Source organism: Stenotrophomonas sp. 364 (genome assembly GCF_009832905.1).
Taxonomy (GTDB): domain Bacteria; phylum Pseudomonadota; class Gammaproteobacteria; order Xanthomonadales; family Xanthomonadaceae; genus Stenotrophomonas; species Stenotrophomonas maltophilia_AP.
The window spans coordinates 4,397,910-4,410,393 of record NZ_CP047135.1; the positions used below are offsets into that span (position 1 = coordinate 4,397,910).

The 12,484-nt window shown below is 67.8% G+C and carries 11 protein-coding genes; 6 read left to right on the forward strand and 5 right to left on the reverse strand.

The genetic code is table 11. The annotated features are described in order from the left end of the window. Positions 1-60: 60 nt before the first annotated feature. The 4 genes from GQ674_RS19590 (at position 61) to GQ674_RS19605 (ending at position 3,905) form a co-directional block, all read left to right on the forward strand. The gene (locus tag GQ674_RS19590) at positions 61-1,056 is read left to right on the forward strand and encodes an aldo/keto reductase (RefSeq protein WP_159498565.1); all 996 of its coding nucleotides are present in this window, start codon (positions 61-63) and stop codon (positions 1,054-1,056) included. 140 nt (positions 1,057-1,196) lie between these two features. After that, complete coding sequence (locus GQ674_RS19595) at positions 1,197-1,871, forward strand: suppressor of fused domain protein (RefSeq protein WP_159498567.1); 675 nt, start codon at positions 1,197-1,199, stop codon at positions 1,869-1,871. A gap of 65 nt (positions 1,872-1,936) precedes the next feature. Beyond that, a complete protein-coding gene (locus tag GQ674_RS19600; RefSeq protein ID WP_159498569.1) occupies positions 1,937-2,344 on the forward strand; it encodes a hypothetical protein in 408 nt (135 codons plus the stop codon). Between the two features lie 145 nt (positions 2,345-2,489). Continuing rightward, positions 2,490-3,905 (forward strand): amino acid permease, encoded by a 1,416-nt coding sequence (locus tag GQ674_RS19605; RefSeq protein ID WP_159498571.1) that lies wholly within the window; start codon positions 2,490-2,492, stop codon positions 3,903-3,905. Between the two features lie 121 nt (positions 3,906-4,026). Here the strand turns inward: GQ674_RS19605 and GQ674_RS19610 are convergent, their stop codons facing one another. Next, on the reverse strand, positions 4,027-5,277 hold the full coding sequence (locus GQ674_RS19610) for a dipeptidase (protein ID WP_159498573.1): 1,251 nt from the start codon (positions 5,275-5,277) through the stop codon (positions 4,027-4,029). Between the two features lie 159 nt (positions 5,278-5,436). After that, positions 5,437-6,606, reverse strand: coding sequence for a class I SAM-dependent rRNA methyltransferase (locus GQ674_RS19615; protein ID WP_159498575.1), 1,170 nt, complete (start codon positions 6,604-6,606; stop codon positions 5,437-5,439). Between the two features lie 358 nt (positions 6,607-6,964). Between GQ674_RS19615 and GQ674_RS19620 the strand changes: the two genes are divergently transcribed. Both GQ674_RS19620 and GQ674_RS19625 read left to right on the forward strand, forming a co-directional pair. Further along, positions 6,965-7,921, forward strand: a complete 957-nt coding sequence (locus GQ674_RS19620) for a TerC family protein (RefSeq protein WP_159498577.1) — start codon at positions 6,965-6,967, stop codon at positions 7,919-7,921. Between the two features lie 96 nt (positions 7,922-8,017). After that, a complete protein-coding gene (locus GQ674_RS19625) occupies positions 8,018-8,809 on the forward strand; it encodes a rhomboid family intramembrane serine protease (protein WP_159498579.1) in 792 nt (263 codons plus the stop codon). A 7-nt stretch (positions 8,810-8,816) separates the two neighbouring features. Here GQ674_RS19625 and GQ674_RS19630 read toward each other — a convergent pair whose 3' ends face one another. From GQ674_RS19630 to mnmE, 3 genes are all read right to left on the reverse strand, one after another. Beyond that, positions 8,817-9,776: a hypothetical protein gene (locus GQ674_RS19630; RefSeq protein WP_159498581.1), complete on the reverse strand. Its 960-nt coding sequence runs from the start codon at positions 9,774-9,776 to the stop codon at positions 8,817-8,819. Between the two features lie 139 nt (positions 9,777-9,915). Continuing rightward, complete coding sequence (locus GQ674_RS19635; RefSeq protein ID WP_159498583.1) at positions 9,916-10,971, reverse strand: glycerophosphodiester phosphodiesterase; 1,056 nt, start codon at positions 10,969-10,971, stop codon at positions 9,916-9,918. Positions 10,972-11,132: 161 nt separating this feature from the next. Further along, on the reverse strand, positions 11,133-12,482 hold the full coding sequence (gene mnmE, locus GQ674_RS19640) for a tRNA uridine-5-carboxymethylaminomethyl(34) synthesis GTPase MnmE (RefSeq protein ID WP_159498585.1): 1,350 nt from the start codon (positions 12,480-12,482) through the stop codon (positions 11,133-11,135). Between the last annotated feature and the right edge of the window lie 2 nt (positions 12,483-12,484).

The window sequence follows — 12,484 nt, forward strand, 5'->3', positions numbered from 1 at the left end:
AGGATGCTGTGGGCACCGGCGCTCGACCGCGCCGCCCCTTCCCCGCTTCCGGAGCCTTCCATGCAGACCCGTACCCTTGGCCGCCACGGCCCCACTGTTTCCGCGCTCGGCCTGGGCTGCATGGGCATGAGCGCCTTCTACGGCGGTCGCGGCAGCGATGCCGAGGCCACTGCGGTCATCCACCGCGCGCTGGCGCTGGGCGTCACCCTGCTCGATACCGCCGACATGTACGGCCCGCATACCAATGAAGTGCTGGTCGGCAAGGCCATCGCCGACCGCCGCGACCAGGTGTTCCTGGCCACCAAGTTCGGTATCCGGCAGGAGCCCAGCGACAGCGCCGCACGCAGCGTGGACGGCCGCCCGGAGTACGTGATCGCCGCGTGCGAGGCCAGCCTGCAGCGGCTCGGCGTGGACCACATCGACCTGTACTACCAGCACCGCGTGGATACCCGCGTGCCGATCGAAGACACCGTGGGCGCGATGGCGCGGCTGGTCGAGCAGGGCAAGGTGCGTTTCCTGGGCCTGTCCGAAGCGTCGGCGGCCACCATCCGGCGCGCGCACACGGTGTACCCGATCACCGCGGTGCAGACCGAGTTCTCGCTGTGGTCGCGCGACCCGCAGTCCAACGGCGTGCTCGACACCGTGCGCGAACTCGGCATCGGCTTCGTGCCCTACTCGCCGCTCGGCCGCGGCTTCCTGACCGGCGCCATCCGCAGCCCGGATGATTTCGACGCCGATGACTACCGCCGGCAGTCGCCGCGCTTCCAGGGCGACAACTTCGCCCGCAACCTGGCCCTGGTCGATGCGGTCACCGCCATGGCCCAGGCCAAGGGCATCACGCCCGGGCAACTGGCGCTGGCCTGGGTGCTGGCGCAGGGCGAGGACCTGGTGCCGATTCCCGGCACCAAGCGCCTCGCCTTCCTGGAAGAGAACCTGGGCGCGCTGCAGGTGCAGCTGAGCCCGGACGAGCTGGCCCGCATCGACGCGATCTTCCCGGCCGATGCCGCGGCGGGTCAACGCTACGCCGATGCGGCGATGGCCACGCTGGACCGGTGAGGGAGCGGTCACGACCAACGGTCGTGCCCCGGTCGGTACGAACACGCCGGGTGCGGATCCCCGCCGGTAGGTACCGACCGTTGGTCGGTTTCGACCTTCCGATGGGCCAAAATGGTGGGCCATCGCCTGTGAGTAAACGGATGTCCCCCCCCGATGACCTGCTGGCCCGTGCCTGGGCAGAGCGCGAAGAAGTCCTGTACCCCCGCCTGCTGGGCGCCCTGGGCCCCGGCCTGTATCCCCTGGACGCGGCGGTGTTTTCCACCGTGTTCGGCCAGGACAGCGTGGACCCGCGCTGGCTCACCATCGGCGTGTTCGAGTGCCCGCCCACGCCTGACCGGCCCGGGTGGGCCTATGTGAGTTCTGGCCTCTCCAACCCTTGGGATGACACCGAGGCCGAGCCGGACAGCGTGTCCGGCCTGGGCATGGAGTTCCTTCTGCAGACCACCGAACGCGCACCATGGGCATTGGCCCTGGTGCAGCGGTTCTGCGCCTACCAGTTGCTGCTGGCCGCCGGCCGCATGGGCGACCACGCGCCGCTGGACCTGTGGGACCGCATGCGCATCGGCAGTCCGATCGACAACGCCGACAGCCAGCTGCAGGCGCTGGTGTTCGTCGCCGCCGAGCACCTGGGTGACATCCAGACCCTGGTCAGCGGCCAGTTCCGCTTCCTGCAGATGCTGCCGCTGACGCTGGAAGAACATGCCTTCGGCCAGCAGCACGACTTCGAGACCGTGGTTGAACAGCTGCAGGCCCATAACGCCGCACCGGTGGTGGATACCCGCCGCGGCAGCATTCCGCTGCAGCCGCCGGCCTGATCCAACGGTGGCCCCGCGCGCGGGGCCGCCGCCTGCGCCACACGCCCGACCCCCAAGGACCGCCGATGCGCTGGTTTGCCCTGCTTCTCCTGCTGGCGCTGTCCGCCCCGGGCGCAGCCCAGGCCGATGAGATCCGCTGCCTGACCGGCGGCTCCCGGGCGCAGATCCACCTGTCCTGGAAACTGCCGGCCGAGGGGCAACGCACCAGCTACGTACGGTATGCCGGCAAGACCGCCTGGCTGCGCCTGACCCTGCTGAACGAGCACAGCACCGAAATGGCCGAGGGCCGCCCCTGGCAGTTCGATACGGTGTGGGAGGAGCACCTGGACGGCAAGGTGATCGGCCGCTATGCGATCTCCACCCAGGGCGCGCGCATCTATGGGTTCGACTACACCAACGGCCGCACCGGACGGCAGACGGCCTTCAGCGAAGACATCGGCGCCCTGAGTGATACCGGCTGCCGCTGGGACTGACACCGGCGCGTTTGTGCTGTTTTCGTCATCCACTGGCAGTCAGGGTTTACTTACGCCCTCCTGTGACGCCCAGCAGTAGTAATGCTGCACCGCATTGGGTAAAACTCGCTGACTAGTCAGTAGCCGTCATTTACCGCGAGGTCCCATGTCATCGTTGCTCCGGCGCAAGTCCCTAGACCAAGTCACCGTCCATGAAGCCGGCAGGCGACTGGTCCCGACCCTGAGCTGGCCGCACCTGATCGCACTGGGCATCGGCGCCATCGTCGGCACCGGCATCTACACCCTGATCGGCGTGGGTGCCAACCTGGCCGGCCCGGCGGTGCTGATCTCCTTCGCCATCGCCGGTGCGGTCTGTGCCTGCGCGGCGCTGTCCTATGCAGAGCTGGCCACCATGATGCCGGCCGCCGGCAGCGCCTACACCTACAGCTACGCCGCGCTGGGCGAAATGATCGCCTGGGTAGTGGGCTGGAGCCTGATCCTGGAGTACTCCCTGGTGGTGAGTACGGTGGCGGTCGGGTGGTCCGGCTACGCCGTGGGCTTCCTGCATGGCTGGGGCATCGACCTGCCGCTGGCGCTCACGGCCGGCCCGCACGTGGCCGGTGGCTTCATCAACCTGCCGGCGGTGCTGATCACCTTCGTGGTGGCCGGCATGCTGATGGCGGGCACCAAGGAAAGCGCCACGCTCAACGCCATCCTGGTGGTGGTCAAGATCATCGCGCTGACCCTGTTCGTGGCCATCGCGCTGCCGCACTTCGATACCGCGCACATGGACCCGTTCATGCCGTTCGGCTTCGCCAAGTCGGTGGGCGTCGGCGGTGTCGAGCAGGGCGTGATGGCGGCCGCGGCGATCATCTTCTTCGCCTTCTACGGCTTCGATGCGATCTCCACCGCGGCCGAGGAAACCAAGAAGCCCGACCGTGACCTGGCCATCGGCATCATCGGGTCAATGGTGGGCTGCACCATCATCTACGTGCTGGTGGCGCTGGCCGCCGTGGGCGCGATGAGCTACACCATCTTCGGTCAGAGCGCCGAGCCGCTGGCGCTGATCCTGCGCGAGCTGGGCAGCCCGGGCGCGGCCAAGTGGATCGGTGCGGCAGCGGTGATCGCCCTGCCGACCGTGCTGCTGGCCTTCCTGTACGGGCAGAGCCGCATCTTCTTCGTCATGTCGCGCGATGGCCTGCTGCCGCGCGGGCTGTCCAAGGTCAGCGCGCGTACCGGTACGCCGATTGCCACTACGTTGTTCACCGCGGTGCTGGTTGCCGCGCTGGCCGGCGTGGCCCGCCTGGATGAAATCGCCGCACTGGCCAATGCCGGTACGCTGGCTGCGTTCACCGCGGTAGGCCTGTGCCTGGTGGTGCTGCGCGTGCGCGAGCCGGGCCGCGTGCGCAAGTTCCGCACCCCGCTGGCCTTCATCGTCGGCCCGCTGGCGGTGATCGGGTGCCTGTACCTGTTCTTCAGCCTGCCCAGCAAGACCCAGCTGTATTTCCTGGCGTGGAACGTGGTGGGCCTGATCGCCTACTTCGCCTACGGCCGGCGGAACGCGGTGATCACCAAGGCCTGATCCGGGCAGCCGGCGTCGGCGGGCAGCCGGGTAGAGCCGGGCTCTGCCCGGCTGCCATAACGCCCAACGTCGGTGACAGACATACCGGGCGCCACGCCAAGCACGGCGCCCGCAATCCCCGTCAGTTCTTCGGCGCCGCCACCTGGTCCGCATGGGCCTGCGCCTGGGCCATCACGCGCAGCAGGTTGTCGCCCCAGATGCCGGCGATCTGCTTCTCGCTGTAGCCCTTGCGCAGCAGCCACGCGGTGATCTTCGGCAACTGGCTTACGTCCTGCAGGTCGGTCAAACCGCCGCCGCCATCCCAGTCCAGGCCGATCCCGGCATGCTCGGGGCCGACCACCTTCAGGATGTGCTCGAAATGGGCGAAAAAGTCGTCCAGCGTGGCCTTGCGCAGCGGGTAGCGCGCATCCAGCGCGTCCAGCCCCTGCTTCAGCGCCACGCCCTGGGCGATGGTCAGCCCGTCGTAGTCGCCGCCGAGTTGCTTCATCAGCGCGTCCTCGGCCTGCGCGCGCGCTTCGGTCTTGCCGGTGTCGATCAAGTAGCCGCCATAGGCGTTGACCTGGATCACCCCGCCGGCCTTGGCCAGCTGCTTCAAGCGTGCATCGTCGAGGTTGCGCGGATGGTTGTAGATCGCCTTGGCCGAACTGTGCGACAGCACGAACGGCACCGGCATGCGCTCGAGCAGGTCATCGAACACCGCGTCGGACGCATGCGACTGGTCGATCACGATGCCCAGCCGCACCGCTTCGTCCACCAGCGCTTTCCCGGCGGGGCTGAGGCCCTTCCATTCGGCACCCTTGTTGTCGGTGGCCGAATCGGCGAACTCGTTGTTGGCGAAGTGCACCGTGCTCAGCAGGCGCAGGCCCGCCCGGTGGTAGAAGCTCAGCAGTGAGGGATCGTCCACCAGCGGGCTGGCGTTTTCCATGCTGATGTAGACCACGCGCTTGCCGGCCGCCTTGATCCTGGCCGCGTCGGCGGCGGTGAGCGCCAGCTGGAAGGTGTCCGGGTGCGCGGCGAGCATCTCGCGGATTTCCATCAGCCGCAGCAGCCCCGCATCGCGTTCGTGCACATGCGCCGCTTCGCTGCGGTCGCCCTGGTCGGTGTAGATCGCCCAGAAGCCGCCGTCCAGCGCGCCTTCCACCATGCGCGGGTAATCCACCTGCGAGAGCGCGTTGCGGTCGTGGCGCTGCTGGATATCAAAACCGGCGCGATGGAAGTTGGCCGGCGTGTCCAGATGGCTGTCGAGGGTGAGCAGCGTTTTCTGCAGGGCCGAGGCCCTCGCCAGCTCCTGCGGGGTGAACTCGATGGCGTGGGCGGCCAGCGGCGTGCACAACGCCAGCGATACCAGCAATGACAGACTGCGCAACGTCATGACGCCTCACCTTGGATGGGAAGCGTCAGACCATAGCGCTGTGAGGACAACAAACGGTAGTGCCGGCCGCTGGCCGGCTCCCCGCGACAATCGCAGACCAGGAGGAGCCGGCCAGCGGCCGGCGCTACCCGAAGCCGAACGTGGCCGGGATCCTGCGAATCAGTCCAGCACGCGGCAGAACACCGCCTTGAGGTAGCGCGATTCCTGCACGTGGGCCATGAACGGGTGGTCCGGGCCGGCGCCGGCCACCTTGAGGATCTGGATGGTGCGGCCGGAATAGAACGCCGCGCGGCGCAGCATGTCCAGGAACTGGTCCTCGGCCACCAGGCCGGTGCACGAGAACGTGGCGAACAGGCCACCGGGCTTGACCACGCCCAGCGCCAGCTTGTTCATGTCCAGGTACTTCTTCAGCGCGGTGATCACCTGGTCGCGGTCGCGGGTCATCTTGGCCGGGTCCAGGATCACCACGTCGAACTGCTCACCGCGGTTGGCTGCATCGCGCAGCCACGGGAACACGTCGGACTGGATGAACTTCGGGCGCACGTTGTTGAGGCGCGAGTTGGCCTTGGCAATGGCGATCACGTCTTCATCGATGTCGATGCCGACCACTTCCGACGCACCGCGCGCGGCCGCGTACACCGCAAAGCCGCCGGTGTTGCAGCACAGGTCGAGCACGCTCTTGCCCTCCACCTGCTCGCTCAGCCACTGGCGGTTCTCGCGCTGGTCGGCGAAGAAACCGGTCTTGTGCGCACCGGCCGGGTCGGCGCGGAACTTCACGCCGTACTCGGTGATCACCGACGCTTCGGTGGTGGTGTTGCCGTGGAAGTCGAAGCTCTCCTGCTTCTGCACGTGTTCGTCGGCGAAGCTGTGGAAACGGCAGCCCGGGAACTGCTCACGCAGCGCTTCGTAGATCCACTCGCGGTGGCGGAACATGCCGGCGGCGAAGAACTCCACCACCACCAGGTCGTTGTAGCGGTCCACCACCAGGCCGGACAGGCCGTCGCCTTCGCTGTGCACCACGCGCCAGGCGTCGGACACCGCGTCCAGCTTCAGCACATCACGGCGCAGCGAGACGGCCTGGGCGATCTTGCGCGAGAACCAGCCCGCGTCCACCGGAACGGCCTGATCGGTTTCCAGGATGCGCACGGCAATCCGCGAATGGCCGTTGTAGAAGCCCCGTCCGATCCACTCGCCGTCCACGCCGATGACGTCGACGATGGCACCGGGTTTGGGACGGACGGCCGGCTTTTCGACCAGTTTCTGGAAGATCCACGGGTGGCTGGAGCGCCAGGCGTTCTTGAGGCGGACAACGGGGGCAGGGGTATTCATCTCCGTATTGTATCCGGGAAGCCCCCGCGCCCCGGTAGTGACAGCCGCTGGCCCTCTCCCCATCGCGTCCGGCCCGCACGCGGTTGGCGCCCAACGCCCTTCATTAGCGGGCAATGGGCGCCCAGTTGACGCCGGCCCGGCCACCCCGCAGAATCGGCCCCAGAAGGGGAGTAGCTCCCAGACGTTGTCGCCGTCAATTCGAGCCCGCAGGCTCCGGTGCAACGGCAGTCCCACGCATCGGGACTGCGAGCGAGACCTTCGCCGTATGGCGAAGCTCTGTCCCCGGATCCCCCCGATCCTCCGTTGCAGATCCTCGCCGTCCGGCTTGAGGCATTCATTTTTCCAACGGATAAACCCAATGCAGACGATCGGTAATGTGTGGTTGTGGGGCGGCTTCGGCGCGGTGGTGATCATCGCACTGCTGGTCGACCTCGTATTGATGCGACATGGCGGGCCGCACAAGGTCACCTTCAAGGAGGCCCTGTGGTGGTCGATCGGCTGGGTCGTGCTGGCCCTGGCCTTCAACGGCGGCCTCTGGTACTACCTGAACGAGACCGCGGGCCAGGTAGTGGCCAACAAGGTCGGCCTGGAGTTCCTGACCGGTTACCTGGTCGAAAAAGCCCTGGCCGTGGACAACATCTTCGTGTTCCTGATGATCATGGGCTACTTCGCGGTGCCCGAGGAACAGCGCCAGAAGGTGCTCATCATCGGCATCCTGGGCGCGATCGTGCTGCGTACGATCATGATCTTCGCCGGCAGCGTGCTGCTCACCAAGTTCCACTGGCTGCTCTACGTGTTCGGCGCCTTCCTGCTGTTCACCGGCTGGAAGATGTGGTTCTCGGCCGGTAGCGAGCCGGATCTGGAGACCAACCCTGCCCTGCGCTGGATGCGCAAGCACCTGCGCCTGCTGCCCGACTACGCCGGCAACGCCATGAGCGTCATGCGCGATGGCAAGCGCTGGTTCACCCCGCTGTTCGTGGTGCTGATCCTGATTGCGGTCACCGACGTGATCTTCGCGGTGGACTCCATCCCGGCCATCTTCGCCATCACCACCGACCCGTTCATCGTGCTCACCTCCAACGTGTTCGCGGTGCTGGGCCTGCGCGCGATGTTCTTCCTGCTGGCCGGCATGGCCGATCGCTTCCACCTGCTGCCGTATGGTCTGGCCCTGGTGCTGGCCTTCATCGGCATCAAGATGATGCTGATCGACATCTTCAAGATCCCGACCCCGATCTCGCTGGGCGTGGTGGCCGTGATCATCGCCGCCACCGTGGTGCTGAGCCTGAAGAACCCGCCGAAGACCGGCGACGCGTAACCGACGTGCCACCGGCGGGATTGTCCCGCCGGTGGCACTACTCTCTCCCGTCGCGTTGCCCTTGTGTTCAGCCCGGGCGACGCAATCCCTAAGGGTATGAACGCCAACCTGCCCCTGCCCGCCGTCGAGCCGCCGACCTCTCCCCGCAACGACCGCGGTCGCGTGCTGCGGGCGTTCAACCTGAGCCTGGCCTTCGTGCTGGTGCTGGTGGCCATCTACACCGCGCAGGGTCATTTCGACTGGCGCCCGTGGGCCGTGGCCCCGCTGGACAAGGCCGGCCTGCTCGGCATCCTCGGTGCACCGCTGCTGCACGGTTCGGTGCAGCACCTGGGCGCCAATGCATTCGCCCTGCTGATCCTCGGCACCCTTGCCGGCAGCGTCTATCCCAAGGCCACCGTGCGCGCGCTGCCCCTGCTGTGGGTCGGCTCCGGACTGGGTGCCTGGCTGCTGGGTGACCTGGGCAGCCGCCATCTCGGTGCCAGCGGCATCACCCACGGTCTGATGTTCCTGATCTTCGTGCTGGGCCTGCTGCGCCGCGACCGGCCGGCCATTGCCGCCGGCCTGATCGCCTTCCTGTTCTACGGCAGCATGCTCATCACCATCCTGCCGCACGAACCGGGCGTGTCCTGGCAGTCGCACATGGGCGGTGCCTTCGCCGGCATCATCAGCGCGCTGCTGTTCCGCCTGTCCGACCCGATGGCCCCGCGCAAGCGCTACAGCTGGGAAGAGGAAGAAGACGAGGACGAGGACGACCTGCAGCTGCAGCGTGACAACGACCTCGAACCGCCCTCCCCGCACCGCGTGCCGGTGCTGTGGCAGCCGCGCGAAGGGCAGGACTTCGTGGTCCTCCCGTTCCGTCCGCGCGATCCGGGTGCGCCGCGCGAATAACGGCGGCTCACTTCGGTGGCTTGATCACGCCGGTGGCACTGATGCGCAGGCATTGCCAGGCGATGTAGCCCACGACCAGCACTTCGATCACCCCGAACAGTGTGTGGACCGAGAACGCCATGGGGCGTTCGTCCCAGAGATAGCTGTGCGATCCGGTGCGGAATCCGCTGACCCGCAGGCGTCCGGTGAACAGCGCCGTTCCCACGGCCAGTGCCTGGGACAGCTCCAGTACCGCCAGGAACAGCCCAAACAGCGCGACCACCGCACGGGCAAGGAGGCCGATCCGGTCGTTGGGGTCGGATGCTTTCGGCGCATTGGGAGTGGTTGCTTTCCGCACCACGCGGGGGGGCGGGGCATGCACCGCGTTGAAGGCCGCTGCGCGCCGTCGCCAGGCCGGTAGTGGGGCCACCGGGCGGGCCTCTGCACCGGCAACCTCCCGTTCAACGCGGGTGACCGCCACCTGCAGGTAGCCGGCAACTTCGCCAAGCCACCGCTCTGTCGACGCTCGGCCCGGTAGAAGCGCGACGTTGCCGGGGCTGAGGCAGTGTTCGCGTCCGTCGGGCAGGATCATCCACAGCGTGCCGATGGCTGGCCGGGCATCCTTGCTGACGCGTAACTCCAACGCAGCGGGTCGGCCAAGTGCAAACTGCTCGACCTCCTCACGCAGGCCCAGCAGCATCCGGCGGCGGCGTTCAACCACGTCGTTGCGCCGGGACACGGTGAGGATCTCCCGCGGCGCCGACGACCAGAGCGCCAGCAGGCTCATCGCGGGCGGCAACACCATCGCCAACCCTGCCAGCAGCGTATTCAGCAGTGAGCCGGCCTTCATTCCCGCCATCAGCGCCGCCGCGGGGATGCCGAAGCCGATAGCCAGGAACATCAGCACCATGCCACCGAGCACATGGTTGTGTGAGCGAATGCGTAGATCGCCGTCCGACGTGTGTTCGTAGCGATGCCCGATCAGCATGCGACCTCCTTGTCTGCCGGGCACGGTAACGTGCGCAGCGCGCGGTCGGCAAGCGCGGTTGGGGCATGCCCCGGTAGGCATCGACCGTTGGTCGATGCACGCAGCACCGATCACGGCCGCACCGACCAACGGTCGGTACCTACGGGTTGGCCACCGCCGTGCCATCGCCATCCACCGCGCGCCGGCCCAGCGCCGGGTCATCGGTGAAGAACGCATCGATGCCAGTGGCGAGATAAGCGCGCATTTCAGCCACCGAACCCTCGGCATTGCGCGCGTTGGCTTCGCCCGTGCGGAACTCGGCGGCCTGGAACGGGTTCTCCGGGCGGAACGTGTACGGAATCACCATCAGCCCTGCCGCGTGTGCATCGCGCACCAGCGAAGTGGGCGTACCCAGCTTGCCGGCGGCGTCCAGCGGAATGACCAGACGCAGGCTAGGGCCGATGCCGTCGGCATAGGCGGCCACCTGCTCCAAGCCGGCCGGGGTGATCATGTCGGCATAGCGCTGGCTGCCCTTGGCGGCCAGCACGTCGCCGGGCTGCTGCTTCGGATCACCGATCAACTGCAGCAGGCGGATGTTGGAATCGCGTGCCAGCTTGCTGCGCAGGTAACGCAGGTTGCCCACCTCGAACGACTGGATCGTCACCGGTGCCACGCGGGTATAGGCGTTGCCCTGCAGCGTGGCCAGCACCTTGTCTTCCATCGGCAGGCCGATGCCCTTGAAGTAGGTGCCGTGCTTGATCTCCGGCACCAGCCCGATGCCGCGGTTGGCGCGGCCGGCCTGCTGGACCAGGAAGGCGATGATCTCGTCCAGGGTGGCGATGCGGAACTGGCCGTCGAAGGCGGTGCTGCGCAGCTGCGGCAGGCGCTCGCGGGCGTACAGCGTCTTCAGCTCGGCCAGGGTGAAGTCTTCGGTGAACCAACCCTCCATGCGTTCGCCGTCGATGGTCTTGACCGTCTTGCGGCTGGCGAACTCCGGGCGGGCGGCCACGTCGGTGGTGCCGCCGATCTCGTTCTCGTGCCGGGACACCAGCACGCCGTCCTTGGTCATCACCAGGTCCGGTTCGATGTAGTCGGCGCCATCGGCGATGGCCTGGGCATAGGCGGCCAGGGTGTGCTCGGGCAGCAGCGCACTGGCGCCGCGATGGCCGTACACCGCCACCTTGCGCGGCCCGGGAGGGGAAGATTCAGCGCTCATGGCCACCGATGGTGCCACGGTCAGCGACAACAGCAAGGCACAACCCCACGACAACTTCGACACTGCAAAACCCCTGTTTGATGCGGCCCGCGCCAACGCGGCCGGGCGTGGATGGACCGGCGCATTGTGGTGGTGCGGTGTGACAGGGGGAAGAAAGCCCCCTACTTCCCGATGCAGAAGCTGGAGAAGATCCGCCCCAGCAGATCATCGGCGCTCATCCGCCCGGTGATCTCGCCCAGTGCCTCATGTGCCAGGCGCAGTTCCTCGGCGGCCAGCTCCAGGTGTTCGTGGACCAGCTCGGCGTCGGCGCGCTCGGCGTGGCCGATGGCCAGCAGGATGGCTTCAACATGGCGGGCGCGCGCGGAGAACTCGCCGTCCACGCTGTCGCCGGCGCTGCCGCTGGCCAGTGCGCGCAGGCGGGCGTGCAGACGGTCCAGGCCCTGGCCGGTGGCGGCGGAGACGTGGACGACGTTCGCCTCGCTGTCGGCGGGAAGGTGCTCCAGCAGGTCGCTCTTGTTGTGGATCCACAGCTGCTGCGGCACCCCCGCCAGGGCATCAGCCACCGCCGCGTGCCCGGCCTGCGGGTCGCGGGCGTCCAGCACGATGATGGCCAGGTCGGTGCGCTGCATCTCCACGTGCGCGCGGCGCATGCCTTCGCGCTCGATCGCGTCGCCGCCGTCGCGCAGGCCGGCGGTGTCGACCAGGGTCAGTTCCAGGCCATCAATGCGGATGGTTTCGCGCAGGGTGTCGCGGGTGGTGCCGGCAATGTCGGTGACGATGGCGCGCTCGCTGCCGGCCAGTGCGTTGAGCAGCGAGCTCTTGCCGGCGTTCGGCGGGCCCACCAGCACCGCATGCAGGCCATCGCGCAGCTTGCGGCCGCGCTCGGCATCGTCGCGCAGCTGCTCCAGCGCGCGCAGCGCCTGGCCCAGCCCGGCGTGCACCTGCTCGCCACCCAGGGTGTCCAGCGGCTCGTCGGCGAAGTCGATTGCCGCTTCGACATGGATGCGCAGCAGAACAAGCTGTTCTGCCACCTCGTCCACGCGGCGCGAGAACACCCCGTCCAGCGACCGCCGTGCAGCGCGCGCTGCGCGGGTGTCGCTGGCCGCGATCAGGTCGGCGATGGCTTCGGCCTGGGCCAGGTCGAGCTTGCCGTTGAGGAAGGCACGCTCACTGAATTCACCCGGCCGGGCCTGACGCGCGCCCAGCGCGATGCAGCGCGCGACCAGCTGCTGCAACACCACCGGGCTGCCATGGCCCTGCAGTTCCACCACCGCTTCCCCGGTGAAGCTGTGGGGTGCCGGGAACCACAGCGCGATGCCATCGTCGATCACCTCGCCCTGCGCATCGCGGAAGCGGGCGTAATGCGCCTGGCGCGGCTGCATCGTACGTACGCCGATGGCCTCGGCGATGCCGCGCGCACGCGGGCCGCTCAGGCGCACGATGCCGACGCCGCCGGCACCGGGCGCAGTGGCGATGGCAACAATGGTGTCGATGTTGGACGGGGTGGTCATCG